13 protein-coding genes are annotated in these 17,150 nt (G+C 32.5%); 7 read left to right on the top strand and 6 right to left on the bottom strand.

Translation table 11 applies throughout. The features are described 5' to 3' along the window. Positions 1 to 8: 8 nt before the first annotated feature. Positions 9 to 3,107: an efflux RND transporter permease subunit gene (locus tag ASE40_RS15850; protein ID WP_057118064.1), complete on the bottom strand. Its 3,099-nt coding sequence runs from the start codon at positions 3,105 to 3,107 to the stop codon at positions 9 to 11. Between the two features lie 112 nt (positions 3,108 to 3,219). Further along, the gene (locus tag ASE40_RS15845) at positions 3,220 to 4,281 is read right to left on the bottom strand and encodes an efflux RND transporter periplasmic adaptor subunit (protein WP_057118063.1); all 1,062 of its coding nucleotides are present in this window, start codon (positions 4,279 to 4,281) and stop codon (positions 3,220 to 3,222) included. A gap of 490 nt (positions 4,282 to 4,771) precedes the next feature. Here ASE40_RS15845 and ASE40_RS15840 point away from each other — a divergent pair, with 490 nt between their 5' ends. From ASE40_RS15840 to ASE40_RS15825, 4 genes are all read left to right on the top strand, one after another. Then, positions 4,772 to 5,371 carry a TlpA family protein disulfide reductase gene (locus ASE40_RS15840; protein WP_057118062.1) on the top strand — a complete coding sequence of 200 codons (600 nt, stop codon included), beginning with the start codon at positions 4,772 to 4,774 and terminating at the stop codon, positions 5,369 to 5,371. A gap of 30 nt (positions 5,372 to 5,401) precedes the next feature. Beyond that, on the top strand, positions 5,402 to 6,256 hold the full coding sequence (locus ASE40_RS15835; protein ID WP_057118061.1) for a hypothetical protein: 855 nt from the start codon (positions 5,402 to 5,404) through the stop codon (positions 6,254 to 6,256). Between the two features lie 65 nt (positions 6,257 to 6,321). Next, positions 6,322 to 6,666, top strand: a complete 345-nt coding sequence (locus tag ASE40_RS15830) for a hypothetical protein (protein WP_057118060.1) — start codon at positions 6,322 to 6,324, stop codon at positions 6,664 to 6,666. A 62-nt stretch (positions 6,667 to 6,728) separates the two neighbouring features. Continuing rightward, positions 6,729 to 7,328 (top strand): PAS domain-containing protein, encoded by a 600-nt coding sequence (locus tag ASE40_RS15825; RefSeq protein ID WP_057118059.1) that lies wholly within the window; start codon positions 6,729 to 6,731, stop codon positions 7,326 to 7,328. Between the two features lie 148 nt (positions 7,329 to 7,476). On the opposite strand, the gene ASE40_RS15820 is transcribed toward ASE40_RS15825, so the two are convergent. The 3 genes from ASE40_RS15820 to recG all read right to left on the bottom strand — a co-directional run bounded on the left by ASE40_RS15820 (position 7,477) and on the right by recG (position 12,806). Then, complete coding sequence (locus ASE40_RS15820; protein ID WP_157848517.1) at positions 7,477 to 8,403, bottom strand: type IX secretion system membrane protein PorP/SprF; 927 nt, start codon at positions 8,401 to 8,403, stop codon at positions 7,477 to 7,479. Continuing rightward, positions 8,396 to 10,570 (bottom strand): gliding motility-associated C-terminal domain-containing protein, encoded by a 2,175-nt coding sequence (locus tag ASE40_RS15815; protein ID WP_057118057.1) that lies wholly within the window; start codon positions 10,568 to 10,570, stop codon positions 8,396 to 8,398. The genes ASE40_RS15820 and ASE40_RS15815 overlap by 8 nt, the downstream gene beginning before the upstream one ends. A gap of 127 nt (positions 10,571 to 10,697) precedes the next feature. Then, positions 10,698 to 12,806, bottom strand: a complete 2,109-nt coding sequence (gene recG, locus ASE40_RS15810; RefSeq protein ID WP_057118056.1) for an ATP-dependent DNA helicase RecG — start codon at positions 12,804 to 12,806, stop codon at positions 10,698 to 10,700. A gap of 236 nt (positions 12,807 to 13,042) precedes the next feature. Here recG and ASE40_RS15805 point away from each other — a divergent pair, with 236 nt between their 5' ends. Then, positions 13,043 to 13,468 (top strand): hypothetical protein, encoded by a 426-nt coding sequence (locus tag ASE40_RS15805; RefSeq protein WP_057118055.1) that lies wholly within the window; start codon positions 13,043 to 13,045, stop codon positions 13,466 to 13,468. Between the two features lie 78 nt (positions 13,469 to 13,546). Continuing rightward, complete coding sequence (locus ASE40_RS15800) at positions 13,547 to 14,086, top strand: DUF1697 domain-containing protein (RefSeq protein ID WP_057118054.1); 540 nt, start codon at positions 13,547 to 13,549, stop codon at positions 14,084 to 14,086. A 13-nt stretch (positions 14,087 to 14,099) separates the two neighbouring features. Here the strand turns inward: ASE40_RS15800 and ASE40_RS15795 are convergent, their stop codons facing one another. After that, positions 14,100 to 14,843, bottom strand: coding sequence for a diphthine--ammonia ligase (locus ASE40_RS15795; protein WP_057118053.1), 744 nt, complete (start codon positions 14,841 to 14,843; stop codon positions 14,100 to 14,102). A 93-nt stretch (positions 14,844 to 14,936) separates the two neighbouring features. On the opposite strand from ASE40_RS15795, the gene ASE40_RS15790 reads away from it, so the two are divergent. Further along, positions 14,937 to 17,003, top strand: a complete 2,067-nt coding sequence (locus tag ASE40_RS15790) for a M1 family metallopeptidase (protein WP_057118052.1) — start codon at positions 14,937 to 14,939, stop codon at positions 17,001 to 17,003. Positions 17,004 to 17,150 lie beyond the last annotated feature (147 nt).

The raw sequence follows: 17,150 nt of genomic DNA, 5'->3' as shown, positions 1-17,150 counted from the left end.
TTTGGTTTCTATTTTATACTTTCTCTTTCGTATTCATCAATATGATCAAACTCTGGATAGTGTTTTCTCGCTTTAGACCACATTAGATAAATTGCAGGAATTACAAAAAGCGTTAAAGCCAATGAAAAAATTGTTCCTCCAACAATTACAACTCCCATACCAATTCTACTGGTAGACGCAGCTCCAAGCGACATTGCAATTGGAAGCGCTCCTAAAGCAATGGCTAAACTGGTCATTAAAATTGGACGTAAACGGGCTTCTGAAGCTTCTAAAATAGCTTCTAACTTAGGTTTTCCCTGTTCGCGCAACTGATTGGCAAATTCGACAATCAAAATACCATTTTTGGTTACCAGACCAATTAACATTACAGTACCAATCTGGCTGAAAATGTTCCAAGTTTGGTTGAATAGCCAAAGGGAGAATAAAGCACCGGCAACTGCCATTGGAACCGTCAAAATAATGATAAACGGATCAATAAAACTTTCAAACTGTGCAGCAAGAATTAAAAATATTAATAGTAAAGCTAGTCCAAAAGCGAAAGAAGTATTCGAGCTGCTTTCTACGAAATCTCGGGATTCTCCGGCTAAATCTGTTGTAAAACTTTCGTCTAAAACTTTAGCTTTAATTCTATCCATTTCCTTAATTCCGTCACCCATACTTTTTCCTGGCGCTAAACCAGCAGCAACAGTTGCAGACATATAACGATTGTTATGATACAGCTGCGGCGGATTACTTTGTTCGTATACATTAACAACGTTATCCATCTGAATCAATTCACCGTTTTTGTTTTTTACAAACATTGAAGTCAAATCTAAAGGTTTCGATCTGTCTTTTTGATCAAATTGTCCAATTACCTGATACTGTTTTCCGTTTTTGATGAAATATCCAAAACGCTGTCCGCTCAACGAAAGCTGTAATGTCTGCGCAATATCAAGAATAGATATTCCTAAGCTTTCTGCTTTTGCACGGTCAATCGTTACATTGATTTCGGGTTTATTAAATTTCAAGTTAACGTCTGTAGTAGAAAAGACGTCGCTTTTTCCGACTTCGTTCATAAAAAGAGGAATTTTTTCTCTTAATTTATCAAAAGTAGGAGCCTGAATAATATATTGAATTGGCAAACCTCCACGTCTGTTTACAGCAATTGTAGGCTGTTGTGTTACAGAAGTTTTTGCATTAGGATATTGTTTTGTCCATTTGGTCAGTTTATCCGCAATTTCTTTTTGAGATTTTTCTCTTTCATCAACGTCTTTCAGTGTTAACCTTACCAATCCGCTGTTTACAGAATTTGAGCTAAATCCTGGAGAAGTAATTACCAAACTTACTTTTTTCTCTGGAATAGAATCATCAATTAATTTTGAAATTTCCTGCATGAAACGATCTGTATATTCGTAAGAAGAACCTTCTGGTGTTGTCATACGCATTGTTACAGAGCTTCGATCGTCATAAGGAGCAGTTTCTTTTGGAAGAATGGTAAAGAAAAAATAGATTAATCCAAAACAAACAATTAAGATTGGAAAACTAATCCATTTTCGATCCATGAATTTTGTTAGTGCTTCGGCATAACTGCTGTTCATTTTTTCAAAAAACGGTTCGGTTTTAATATAAAATTTTGATTTTTTCTGTTCGCCGCCTTTCATTAAATAGGCATTCAGCATTGGCGTTAAAGTCAATGATACAAAGGCAGAAATCAATACAGCAGCACCAATTACAACTCCAAATTCCCTAAAAAGCCGGCCTACGAAACCTTCTAAGAAAATTACGGGTAAGAATACCGCTGCCAATGTTACTGAAATCGAAATTACAGCATAGAAAATCTCATTTGAACCCTTAATTGCAGCTTCAATAGGAGTCATGCCTTCTTCAACTTTTTTAAAGATATTTTCGGTAACTACAATTCCATCATCCACAACTAAACCTGTTGCTAAAACAATAGCTAATAAGGTCAATACGTTAATAGAAAAACCAAAAAGCCACATAATGAAAAAAGTAGCAATCAAAGAAACAGGAATATCTATTAAAGGCCTGAACGCGATTGCCCAGTCTCTAAAAAATAGATAAATAATAATGATAACTAATATGATTGAAATTCCTAAAGTTTCTGCAACCTCAAGAACCGATTTCTTAACGAAGATAGTATTGTCAAGCGCAATATTTAGTTTGATATCTTTTGGAAGGTCTTTCTTTAGAGCTTCGTATTTTTTGTAAAATTCTTTAGAAATATCTAAGTAATTGGCTCCAGGCATTGGCACAATTGCTAAACCAATCAAAGGAAGGCCAGACTGGCTCATTTTGGTTTCTAAATTTTCTGGTCCTAATTCGGCACCTCCAATATCGCTTAAACGAACAATTTTGTCACCATCTGTACGAATAATGATATTGTTGAATTCTTCTGCTTTAGACAGGTTTCCAACAGTTTTTACCGTTAATTCAGTATTATTTCCAGTTAATTTTCCCGATGGTAATTCAACATTTTGTGCATTTAACGCGGTACGAACATCGGCTACAGTACAGCCATAAGCAGAAAGTTTAGCAGGATCAATCCACAAACGCATGGCATAACGTTTTTGTCCCCAAATTTGAACGGCACTAACACCTGGAATTGTTTCTAATCGCTGCGAAATAACATTCTCGGCATAATCACTTAATTCTAATGAACTTCTTGTATCACTTTGAACTGTCATAGAAATAATGGCTTCACTATCTGCATCGGCTTTTGATACAACTGGTGGAGCATCAATATCTTGTGGTAAACTTCTAATAGCTTGCGAAACTTTATCACGAACGTCGTTTGCAGCTTCTTCTAAATCTTTGTCAAGATTGAACTCTATTGTAATATTACTGCTTCCTTGATTACTTGAAGAAGTAATATTTCGAATTCCGTCAATTGCATTTACAGCTTTTTCAAGAGGTTCAGTAATTTGTGACTCAATAATATCAGAATTGGCACCTGTGTAATTGGTACGAATAGAAACCTGAGCAGGGTCAATAGAAGGAAATTCTCTGACACCCAGAAATGTGTAACCAATAAAACCGAATAATATGATTAATAAATTCAGTACAATGGTTAAAACAGGTCTTTTTATACTTGTAGTTGATAAACTCATTTGTAATTTTAGATTTTATTCCCGATCCCGAAACCTCGGGACGGGATAGATTTTAGATTTGATGAGTATTTTAAAACTCATAACTTATAACCCAAAACTCATAACTTAAATGTTATTTTTGTACTTTAACTTTAATTGGTGCTTCATTTTTTAATGACATAACACCACTTGTAATTAAAGTATCTCCAGCTTTCAATCCTGATAAAATCAAAATAGAAGAGTCTGTTCTTGTTGTAGCATCAACCATAACTTCCTTTGCTTGTCCGTTATTTGCAATAAAAACTTTTTTGCCATCTTGAATTGGTATAATTGCCTGCGAAGGCACAACAATCGCGTCTTTAATAATATTTAAAGGTAATTTGATATCGGCAAAAGTTCCTGGAAAAAGTTTTCCGTCAGTATTGTCAGCAATTGCACGAATTTGAAGTGTACGCGTGGCAATAGCAACTTCTGGTTCAATCGCATAGATCTTTGCATTATATGTTTTATCTGATCCAGAAACTGTAAAATCTATTACAGAACCCGATTTTACTTGTGACGCATATTTCTCTGGAATCGAAAATGTGATTTTTAGTTTTCCAGTGTTTACCAATTTTGCAACTAAAACAGTTGGTGTAATATAAGTTCCTGGCGAAATATTACGTAAACCAATTTTTCCTGAAAAAGGAGCTCTTACAGAAGTTTTAGATATTTGAGCTCTTATTAATTGACTTTGTGCTTGTGCTGATGCGTGATCTGCTCGTGCAACATCTGCTTCTTCTTGGCTGATAGCTTCTTTTTGAAGTAATAATTTTGCTCTTCTTTCGTTTTCTGCTGCCAAACCTTCTTTGGTTACAGCTTGTCTTAACTGCGCTTTTAATTCAATATCATTTACTTTGAAAAGTACTTGACCTTTAGTTACAAAACTTCCTTCATTAAAAAATATTCCTTCTACAATTCCAGAAACCTCACTATGAATTTCAACTTGCTCATTTGCTTCAATTGATCCTGAAAGGGACAAATTATTATCAAACGTAGCCGTTTTTATTACGATTCCGTTAACAGTTGTTGGAGAATCTTTATCGTTGAATTTTTTTGAATCTTCGTTTTTACCTTTATTCGATAATATTCTATAGGTAATAAATCCTCCTATAAGAACGATTAAAAGGGTGTAAATGAGGTGTTTTACTTTCATAAAATTGAAGTGGATAATTAGGTTTTAGGTATGTGTTTTAGTAAGCTTACAAATTTAACTTTTTGATATGAAATCGAAAGACGTTAGCTTTTATTTAACATTTGTATGTACAAAGGTTTACATTAGACTTAAAATCAGTCAAAAGGTTTAATAAAAAGATTATTTTTTTTTGAATAAATCAAAGTTTTAAAAGAAAAACAGTTTTCAAGAAAAAAAATGTGCTAATATTCTGTAAAGTCAGATTTTTTCTAGTTTTATATTAATTTTATGCATTTTGTCTGATTTTTTTTGCACTTTATCGATTTTATTTGTAACATTGGTATGTTAAACAAAATGAAGTTTTGGTATAGTTTTACTAGCGTCTTATAATAGTATTACTATTAAAATGTGATATTAGAAGTTGTTTTTTAAGTTTTTTACAGATTATAGTTAATAATTTTATTAACAAGTGTTTATTTTTTGACTGATTAAACTAATAAAAAAATAATTTATGAAGAAAAAATTACTTCTAAGTCTATGGTTCACACTTTTAATTTTTTTGGTTGGTTATTTGTTTTGGCAAAATGAGTTTAAGTACAGTCTTCCAACGCCAGTCCCACAAAATTATCATGCCATTGCAATGGGATCTAAAATTGAATTAGGACCATGCTGTGCATTCGATAGTAAACCCATATTTATACATTTCTTTAATCCAGATTGTCCCTGTTCACGCTTTAATGTGCCACATGTGAGTGATTTAATTAAGAAATATGGAGACAAGATCAATTTTAAAATTGTAGTGTTAAACAAAAAAAGGAATTTTACTATTGATGAAATTCAGAAAAAGTTTGATGCTCAAATTCCTGTTTACTTTGATGAAGCAATTGCAGAAAATTGTGGTGTTTTTTCTACTCCGCAGGCTGTTTTATTAGATCCTTCACATAAATTATATTATCGCGGTAATTATAATAAAACAAGATATTGCACCGATGCAAAAAGTAACTATGCACAAATGGCAATTGATTCTTTGTTGAGCAAGAATCATAATCCTTCTTTTAATGCTTTCGCTCTGAGGGCCTACGGATGTTCGTTACCAAAATGTACCAAATAAATCTAAATCCTAAATCAAAAAATTAAACCTATGAAAACAAAAGCTAGTTTAAACGAACAAGATTATCTGCACAGCTTCATGTCTACAATGACACAAAAATCAGATACAATTATTAATTATGTGCTTGCTATTTATTTTCTTCTCGGAATAGCATTATCTTTTAAATATGACACTTTTGAAATTGGTGTTGGAGTAGGGACAATCAATCTTTTAGCGTATTATTCGGCTAAATTTTTTATAAAGAATTCTAAGTTTTATCAGTATGTTTTATCTATTGTTCTTGCTGTTTTTATGGCGCAGTATATTTATCAAATGCATGGTTTGTTCGAAATGCACTTTACGGTATTTATCGCCAGTACGATTTTAATTATTTATCAAAACTGGAAATTACAAATACCATTAACACTATTAGTAGTGCTTCATCATGCTGGTTTGGCATATCTGCAAAATTTTGTTTATAATGATGCAAATGGACTTCAGGTTTATTTTTCTCAAGTTAATTTCGATATGGAAACACTTATTATTCATACCGTTTTGGCTGCAGTTGTATTTTTTATGAATGGTTATTGGGCTTATTATTTTAAAGAGCACAGTGAAAATCATATTTCAAAAATTTCAGATGAATACGAATTGGAAAATATGAAACTGGCTTCTGCTAAGTACAGCTCGATGTCGGCAACAAAAGATTATAATGATTTTATTCATAGAACAACATTAGATTTAAAACTGCCTGTAAATTCTGTTTTAAAACTTATAGATGTTTCAAAAGGACATACAGATAACGATAAATTGCTGACTTATCTTGAAATGATGAGAGAAAGCGCCAAGAAAATTGATGATTTAGTTAATGACATTCATGTAAAATCTACAAACAGCAGAATTTAAAGTTTAAAGCCGATAGGAATCGGGACCAACTTCCAAATCAAAATATTAATTTTTATATCTGTTGTATGTTTAAGTATGATTTGCCAGCTGCAGTTCCCACGCTGCATAATTTAAAAAAAACTATTGATCATTTTTTGAGTGATAGTATAACATTAAATTCTATTGATAAAATTGGCGCTCAATCTGAATTTGCAATTGAAGTTGCTGCAATTTTAAGTGGTTTTACGAATAACGCCCAAGTTTATAATCTGGACTTTCAATATAAAAAATTAGTTCAGATTATTAGTGATATTCATAACCTTAATCTAGCGGTAAACAATGAAATTCCAGAATGGCTTGAAAACGAATTAGAATTGGTTTTTCATAAAATCAGAAATATTCTGCTTGTTTTAGAAATCGAATTAAATTAAAAAAGATAAAAAAGATTCATTTAATACTTATTGAATTGTAAATTAATTTAAATGTAAAATCTATGGATACCAGATTTACACGTCCAACACCTTCAGATCGAGAAGTAGATTGGAACAAGAATAAAGTGCTGCTTAGTAAAACTGACAAAAAGGGAACCATTTTATATGCCAATGAAGACTTTATAGATGTTTCTGGTTATGATGAATTTGAACTTATTGGCCAGCCTCACAATATTGTCAGACATCCAGATATGCCAAAAGTCATTTTTAAATTCTTATGGGACAGTATTAAATCAAGTGAGAACATACATGTGATTATAAAAAACATGGCCAAAACTGGCCGTTATTACTGGGTTGTAACTGATTTTAAAATTATTGCAGATACTGATGGCGAAATTGTAGGTTTCTTTGGAACTAGAAAATCAGTCCCGAATGAAATTATCATTAAGTTTATTGAACCTTTGTATAAAAAACTTTTACATATTGAAGAAACGAGTGGTGTACAGGCTTCTGAAGATTATCTAGTTGGTTTTCTTGAGGAAAGAAAAAAAACATATATGGAATATATCGACCATTTGATTGCTACGGGAAAAGATGATAAAAACAAAATAAGCAAGGGTTTATTCAGTGGATTGTTTGATAAAAGTCCTCCAAAAAAATAAGGAATAAAGTTTATATATGCTTCATTGTATCATTTGTATATTCGATAAAATTTGCCCCCAACAAATCTAAATCAACTGAATATTAAAACTTATAGATTTAAGTTCGATACAGTGAAGTGTATTTTTTAAAGAGGATTCTAAAACATTATTAATACAAGTGGCAGGTACATTTTTCGCTGTTTTCATTAAGAAGGGTATAGCTTAAGAAAAACGTATGCGATCCATTATTATAATTGCTGAATTTTGTTGTTGAAATATCATAAGCATATCCAACTTTTAAATCGTCAATAAGCTGAATCCCTAAGAAAACCCCGGCACTGGCATTATAATCAAAATTTACAGATGCCAAATATTTATTTAGGTAATTGTAATTTAGTGAAGTCAAGATACTTATTGGTGCTCCAGGAGTAACACGTGCTAAAAGTGCGGGCGTTAATGTAATATCGCGTTTGATTTCAAATTGATATCCAAAATTGGTGTAATAATAATTTTTTCTACTAGAAAGTGTTGTTCCTGATGAATTGCTATAAGTGGATTGTAATAAATTAGGACTTGAAATTCCGATGAAAAATTTATCAGAATAAAAATTTGCACCTGCTCCAAAAATAGGAGAGGTTTTACTTTCCTGATTAAAATTGCTTATTTCTTCTCCAGGTTCATAAATGTCTAAATTATTTTTATTGACGTTGTAAGAGTTAATGCCTGATTTGACTCCGAGAACTAATTTATACTTTCTATTTAGTTTAATATAATAAGAAAAGTTTCCTTCGAGATTGTATTCTTTTTTTGGTCCTATCACATCGTGATATAAGCTTAGACCGTATCCAATTTTTTGTAATGATTTGGTGTCGACAGATAAATATTGAGTTTTTGGAGCTCCTTCAAAACCAACCCATTGACTCGAATACATTCCAACAATATTAAGTCCATCAGCAGAACCAGCAAATGCAGGATTATAAAATAAAGGGTTATAATTAAAAATAGATAATTTAGCGTCGTTTTGAGCATTAATATTATGTATTGATAGTATAATAGTTATAACTAAATATATAATTTTAGTAAAAGTTCTATCCATTATTGTGTATGTATAAAAAGCCTTTTTTAGTGGCATCGGTTAGATCTCTTCTCTTGTAATTTATGATATAAAAATAGGATCCAGTTGGTAGTTTTTCGTCTTTCTTAAAAATTTCACCAGCATTAGCACGACCATAAAAATAATTTTCATCAATTCCGTATCCAGACATTTTGTAGACTAACTGTCCAAATCGATTGTAGATTTGAATTGAATTATTGGGAAAATATTCAATATTCTCAATTTCCAAATGATCATTTGATGTGTTGTCGTCAATTGTAATTAAATTATAAATATTAACATCACAAGGAAGTATATTTACAAGAATAGCAGTACGTTTATTGCTTTCACATTTTGTTTCAGGATCTATAATTGCTGCATAATATGTAGTGGCATTTTCTAGAGGAGTACTGTGTGAAAGTCGTTGGGTATCATTTATACCGCTGTAATATCTTACCGCTGTACTATAGAAGTTTAAATTCTTTAGTGTTAATTCTTCTTTGTTTGAGCAGAATTCCTGAGTAAAATCTGGTGAAATAACAGCAGAACCTTCTTTAAGAATTACAGTTATGCCCCATCTTGAACTTGAACATCCTGTAGATGCATCATAATCAGAAGAATAGTAAGTAACATTGTTTTGTAGCAGTGTATTGGAACTAAGTAAATTACCTCCATCTTGTGCATCATACCAAGAAACAGAAAGTCCTTTAATTTGAAGATTAGAAATCTTAGGGGCTTCACTGGAACAAAATGATTGAGTTGAATTACCAATTGGAGGCCCTAAAGCATTTAATACTATTTGGACTTTAGTTCTCGGACCTATACAGCCATCTTTAATTGTTGCACAGTAAACTTCTCTGTTTGATATAATTTTCGTTGTTTCGCTAATAGCTTCAGTTGATAGAAGAGAGTCATACCAATTTACAGTTAATCCGTTAGTTTCAAGACTTGCTAAAGTAGGAGTTGGGTAGTGGCAAAAAGTTTGGGTTTCTGGAATTGCAGGTCTAGGAATTAGATTGTTTTCAATGTGTATTGGTTTAGAAATAAACGTTGAGCATCCTCCGTCTGAATACGCTGTTAAAGCAACGGTATAGTCACCTGAGTTTTCAAAAATATGAGCTGGATTTTGGAGTGTTGATGTTTTTCCATCTCCAAAATCCCATTCCCATTTGTTAATAACGCCATTTATGATGCTTGTTTTATCTTGAAAAGTGATAGGGCTAAAAGTTGTATAATCTACTTTACATGGTATAGAGACAGAAAAATCTGGAGTAATGGTAGTAGGATTTGCGAGAGTTGCCTCAATTATTGATTCACATCTGTTTCCATTGTTAAATGCAGTCAATAAACACTCAAAAGTAGCACCAGCAGGATAATCTGCGAGTGGCAGAGTTATGCTTTGAGATGGTGTGCCGACAACTTGACCTTTATAGGTCCATGAGTATCCTATAAATCCCACGGGCGCAGTCAATGTAAAATTATTTCCACCACTGCAGACTGCTATATTTACTTTTAGTTTACTGCATTTTGCAGAAATGTATGCATACCCAAAATGTTGAACAAAGCTACAATCTCTTGTAGTAAATTCGATAGAAACTTTTTTACCAAGGTAATTAGAAAGATTAATTCCTATAGTATTCCATTGTGTCCAATAGATATCACCACACGTATAAGCATTTTGATTTGGTTCTCCCGAACTCACATTATAGACACCGCAATAAGGATCGATTTCGTTTCCCTGAGCATCTAATATTCTGACGCTAAAATTAGGCTGGGACTCTTTATCATGCCCTCCATCTTGAAGTACAACAGCATATTTATAAATGAACAAGTTATTATCCTGAGTTACCACATCTACATCATAAATTAGTCGATCAGCTTCTGTACCTCCTCTGTTATTGCCTAATCGAGCCGCATGTACTTCTCCAGGTGGAACCATAAATAATTCTCCTCCACATGCTGTTGCAACACTATCCACAACTTCCACATTGGTAATGAAATGATGCCCGAAATCTGCACCTTTATTTAAATTTGGATTACTTCTTGGACCGTATGAAGGTCTCCATCCTTCAAAATCTGCATTAGAAAAATCAGAATTAAAGCATCCTGTCTGAGCATTAATTGAACTAATTATTAAAAAAAAGAATAAAATAGGGTAATATTTACTCATCAGTTAACGTTGATTAGGATTTGCTTTTGTGGGTTTAGCAAATGTAAGATTTTGGAATAAAAAAACTATCTTTTAAGTTAAAAAGTTAAAAAATAGTAATAAAGTGCGTTATTTTGTTAGCATTTTTTTAGCTAATGTAATTCCAAATATTTTTCTTTTTAGTTAACTCAATAAAGATCGCCCTTAACACAGCATGTTCTGGTTTTTGTAAAGCAGAATCTTCTTTTAAGATTTTCATGGCATAATTTCGAGCCAGAGATAAAATATCTCTATCTTTCACGATATCTGCAATTTGAAGGTTTAAAACACCACTTTGCTGCGTTCCCATTAAATCGCCGGGACCGCGAAGTTTAAGGTCAACTTCGGCAATTTCGAAACCATCATTGGTCTGCACCATGGTTTCCATTCTGGTTTTACTGTCAGAACTTAGTTTATGTCCTGTCATTAAGATACAATAACTTTGTTCAGCGCCACGGCCAACACGTCCACGGAGCTGGTGCAGCTGTGAAAGTCCAAATCTTTCAGCGCTTTCGATAATCATAACACTCGCATTTGGGACATTAACACCAACTTCGATTACCGTTGTAGCAACCATGATATTGGTTTTTCCTTCTGAGAAGCGTTTCATTTCGGCATCTTTATCGGCAGGTTTCATTTTTCCGTGCAGAATGGAAATGGAATATTGCGGAAGAGGAAAATCACGGGAAATACTTTCGTAACCATCCATTAAATCCTTATAGTCCATTTTTTCAGATTCCTGAATCAACGGATAAACAATATAAATTTGTCTTCCTTTGGCAATTTCATCCCGAAGAAATTTCCATACTTTCAAACGATTAGTATCAAAACGATGCACCGTTTGAATCGGTTTTCTTCCTGGCGGTAATTCATCAATAACAGAAATATCCAAATCACCATATAAACTCATCGCCAATGTTCTCGGAATTGGCGTTGCAGTCATTACCAGAACATGCGGCGGAATATCATTTTTCTTCCACAATTTAGAACGCTGCTCCACACCAAAACGATGCTGTTCATCAATCACAGCCAAACCTAAATTTTGGAATTTCACTTTATCTTCTAACAAAGCATGTGTTCCAATTAAAATTTTAAGACTTCCGTTTTCAAGTTCTTCATGAATAATTCTTCTTTCAGAAGTTTTGGTGGAACCTGTTAATATCCTGATATTGATGTTTAAAGTATTCGCAAATTCAGACAAACCAATAAAATGCTGATTGGCCAAAATCTCAGTCGGAGCCATTAAACAAGCTTGAAAGCCATTATCGATAGCGAGAAGCATACTCATAAAAGCAACAATTGTTTTTCCAGAACCAACATCACCTTGAAGCAGACGATTCATTTGAGCGTTGCTACCCATGTCTGTACGGATTTCTTTTATTACTCTTTTTTGAGCATTGGTCAAATCAAAAGGCAGATGATTTTGATAGAAATCATTAAAAAATTCACCAACTTTTGTAAAAGGATGTCCTTTAATTTTATGCTTCCGAATAAGATTTTTGGTAATTAATTGAAGCTGAATAAAGAATAATTCCTCAAATTTTAATCTAAATTGTGCTTTCGCTAAAATGTCCGCACTTTTTGGAAAATGAATATTAAATAGCGCTGCTCTCTTCGGAATTAATTTTAATTCTTCAATCAAAAAAGGTGGAAAAGTTTCAGTAAACAAAGCCTGGGTTTCCAAAAAAAGCTGCTCCATCAATTTATTAATGGTACGGTTTGAAATTCCTTTATTAGTTAAAGCTTCTGTTGAAGGATAAACCGGCTGCATTGCCGATCGCAGACTTCTTTCGTGTTCACTCAGCAATTCAATTTCGGGATGCGCCATACTGAATTGGCTTCCGTATAAAGAACATTTTCCGAAAATAACAATTGGTTCATTTAGCTTTAAAGTTTCACGAATCCATTTATGACCTTGAAACCAGTTGAGATCAATTTGCCCTGTATCGTCAACAAAAGTTGCTACAAGTCGCTTTTTGTTTTTAGCAAATTCAACCGTTTTGAGGTGAATTATTTTTCCAATAATCTGAACTTCAGAACCCGTATTCTGTAGTTCGTTAATCTTATAATAACGTGTTCTGTCAATATATCGATTTGGAAAAAAATTGACTAAATCTCCATATTTATGAATTCCCAATTCCTTACGAAGCAGCTGGCCGCGACTCGGGCCAACGCCTTTTAAGTATTCTATTGGAGTTTCTAGGAGATTATTAGACATTAAATTATTTTAGATTTAGATTTTAGAAATAGAGTTAAGAATAAATACAACTGTATTCTTTATTCTATTTTCGTTTATCTTGAAAAGGCGAAGATAAATCTTAATTAGGAAATTTGAAAGTGTATTGTTGTTTTCAAGTTTTGAATATTAATTTATAAGAAAGTTTTTAAAAAAGACGCAACCATTTTAAGAAAGGAATATCTTATTAATAGTTAACCTTAAAAACCTTAAATAAAATGAAAAAAATTGGACTTTTAATTATAATGTTTGTGTCGCTTATTTCTTGTTCAAATGATGATTCAAACGATAATGCTAAACTTACCGTAACAGATTATCATGGAAAATGGATAAACATTCACGAAGTTAAGGATATAAATAGTCCTTATGTATGGACTGAATACTATGTTTTCAACGCCAACAACACATTTGTAAAATCCAGAACAACTATAGATGGAACTACTACTGCAACAGGGACTTTTGAAGTTTTCACTGATGATAATAGACCAAATTTTAAATTAACTTATTCTGCAGCTACAAATTTAATTTACAATTGTACCTCTGGAGTTGGAGGAACAAGTGAGCTTCTATATATCTACAATGGTTATTTAGAAAATAGCGCCAGAATGTGTGATGCAGCATCTACCTACGAAAAAGAAAAATAAAAACCGTAAGTTTGTTCAAGATATTAAAAGTATTCAATATTAAATTGAATACTTTTTTCTTTTTTTAATATTTAGAAAATGACGACACACTTAGCACTTTTGCGCGGAATAAACGTTTCGGGCCATAACATGATGAAAATGGAAGCTTTGAAAACAATGCTTGAAAATATCGGTTTCCAAAATGTTCGAACCTATTTACAATCTGGAAATGTTTTTATTGATAGTGAAGAAGAGGCCTCAAAAGTAGGTTTTATGATTAAGCAGGAAATCTTTAAAGTTTTCGGTCATGAAGTTCCAGTTGTTGTAATTACAAAAGAAGATCTAAAATCTTGTTTTGCTAATAATCCGTTTTTAAAAGAGAAAGATGCTGATGTCAAAAAGCTTTACGTTGCATTTGTTTCGATCGCTCTTAAAAAAGAAAATATAAATGATTTGAAAATCAGTCAGTTTAAACCTGATGAAGCAAGCATTGATGAAAATCGAATTTTTATAAAATATGCCGTTGGAGCAGGAAAAACTCGTTTTGATCAAAAATATATTGAGAAAAAATTGAATGTAACAGCAACTATTAGAAACTGGAATACAGTTACCAATTTGCTGGCAATGTATGGCGAATAGTTTTTTTGAAATATTATTTAGGAATTAAATCACAATACCAAAATCCAAAATCAAAAGCTGTTTCATCATTTGTATCACAAGCATCATTTGAGGAGTTCTGATTTGCTGGTTTTTCATATTTTCGGTAAACAATTTCACCAATTTCAAAATCAATTGGTTGAGAAAACATTGGTCCGTCAAAAGTAAAGGTATGAAATTCACCATTTTCGCCGCATACATCAACATTTTCAGGTAAATCATTTATGAAATCCTGATCGATAATTCTGCCGACAAAACTTTTGTCCAAGTATTTTTCATTCACACAAACCACAATTGTTTTAAACCCAAGCGATATAAATTCTTGAATCAATTCTTGAGTTGGAATTTTCCAAATTGGAAAAATTCCGTTAAAACCAATTCTAGCTAATTGATTTTCGCGATATTGACGTAAATCTTCTAGAAAAATATCTCCAAAAATAGAATGAGTAATGCCTTTATTTTTTAATTCTGCTAAAGTCTCAGTCATTACATTTTCATAAACCTCCATAGTCGGCATTTCTGGAATTTCCATAATTTTCAGAGGAATACCAATGCTTTCCGCCTGAGCCTGTAATAATTCAACACGAACGCCATGCATAGAAATGCGCTGATATTGTTTGTTTACGCTTGTTAATAAACATTCAATTTTAAAATCAGGATTTTGAAGTATTTTATACAACGCAAGAGCAGAATCTTTTCCGCTGCTCCAATTAAATAAGGCTTTTTGAGGTACAGACACGATTTGGTATTTTATGCTGTAAACTTACAAATTTCATTCTATTTGTTTGTGAAAGGTTTGTAACTTTGGGATTTTGCCTTCAAATTCATTTCAATGAAATACATCTTTTTATTATTTACCGGATTTATATTCGCGCAGCAAACCCAAAACGTTGATTTTAAGTTAGTTTCAGGACAATTGTTGTTAAATTCAAAAGAAAAAACAGTTTCAGGTGCCGTAGATTTCCAGTTTGAGGTCTTGAAAGATTGTGATACCATTTCGCTTGACGCTAAAAACATGGAATTTTCGAATGTGAAAATTAATGATAGAGAAGTCATTTTTATAAATACTACTAAGCAATTAAAAATTGTTTTTCCTTTTACAAAAAGTCAGAATCACTTAACTTTTAATTATACGGTAAAACCAAAACAAGCCTTGTATTTTGTTGATATAGAAAACGATGAAGTGCAGATCTGGACGCAGGGGCAGGGCAGATATACCAGTAATTGGTTTCCGAGTTTTGACGATGTAAATGAAAAACTAATTTTCAATTTAGGAATTTCTTATGACGCAGCTTATCAGGTTGTTTCGAATGGAGTTTTAAAACAAAAAACGCCAAACGGTAACTTAGTTCATTGGCAGTATCAAATGGAAAAACCAATGAGTTCTTATTTATTAATGCTGGCGATTGGAAAATTCGATAAAAAAGAATTTAAATCTAAAAGTAAAATTTCGTTAGAGTATTATTATGAATCGAAGGATGCCGATCGTTTTGAGCCGACTTACCGCTATTCGAAACGAATTTTTGATTTTCTGGAGAAAGAAATCGGTGTAAAATACCCTTGGCAGATTAACAGACAAATTCCAGTTAGAGATTTTTTGTATGCGGGAATGGAAAACACAACAACGACTTTATTTGCAACTCGTTATGTGGTAGATTCAATTGGTTTTTGCGACCGAAACTATACCAATGTTGACGCTCATGAATTGGCACATCACTGGTTTGGAGATTTGATTACAGCCGAAAATAGTACACATCATTGGCTTCAAGAAGGATTTGCAACGTATTTTGCTCTTCTGGCAGAAAAAGATATTTATGGAGAAGACTATTTTTATTCCAAATTATACGACACCGCACAGCAGATAAAATTTGCTTCTAGAACCGATACAATTCCAGTTTTAAATGCCAAAGCCAGTTCGCTCACATTTTACGAAAAAGGAGCCTGGACATTATTTGTGCTGCACGAATCGATTGGTGATAAAGCCTTTAAAAAAGCGATAAAAAGTTATCTGAATAAATATGCTTATCAAACTGTAAACACGCAAAACTTCTTCGACGAGATTAAGAAAGTTTCAAATTTCGATTTGGAAAAATTCCAGAAAACTTGGTTAGAATCGACTGCTTTTGATACACCGACTGCAAATGCTTTGTTGAGTAAAAATAAAACGATTCAGAAACGATTGGAAATTGATAAGTTAAAGAAAACTTCATTAGCCGAAAAAATAGACATTTTAAAGAGTACTTTAGAATCTAATGTGTATCAATCAGTAAAAGAAGCTGTTGTTGATCAGCTAGAAAATGAAAATTACGAAGCTAAGAAACCGCTTTTGCTTTTGGCATTGCAGACCAACAATATTGAAGTTCGTCAAGATGTTGCTCAAACGCTGACCAAAATCCCTGAAGATTTTAGATTGCATTACGAAACGCTGCTTGATGATAAATCTTATCAAACACAAGAAATAGCATTGTATTGGCTGTGGAGGAATTTCCCAGAACATAGAACAGAATATTTGGATAAATCTAAAAACTGGATTGGTTTTAACGATTATAATCTGCGTACTTTATGGCTTTCGCTAGTTTTATCTACACCAAATTACAGCAATGATCAAGAATCTATGATTAATGAACTCATTGCATTTTCATCTACAAAATATGAAGCCACTACACGACAAAACGCTTTAGAAAAACTGATTGCTTTTAAAATTATTAACGATCAGGTTTTGAGTAATTTAGTTAGCGCAACTACCCATCATATGTGGCAATTTTCTAAGTTTGGCAGAGATAATATTCGTATTCTTTTAAAAAATCCAGAAATGCGTGCTTCATTTAATAGAATTTTACCTAATTTGACCCCCGATGAACAGTTTCAATTGAATCGTTTATTGATTGAAAAAAGTTAAAGGTTTTATGTTATAGGTTATGCGTTTTGAAAACCAAAATTTAAGTTGTAAATCATTGATTTATTAGAATATACAATAAAGAGGAATGAGATGTAAGGTTGAGAAACTTTTAAATTCCATAACTCATAACATAACTTTAAAACGCAC

It is taken from the genome of Flavobacterium sp. Root935 (assembly GCF_001429295.1).
Classification (GTDB): Bacteria; Bacteroidota; Bacteroidia; order Flavobacteriales; family Flavobacteriaceae; genus Flavobacterium.
The sequence above is the reverse complement of the archived record's forward strand: the minus strand, read 5'-3'. Positions and strand labels throughout refer to the sequence as shown.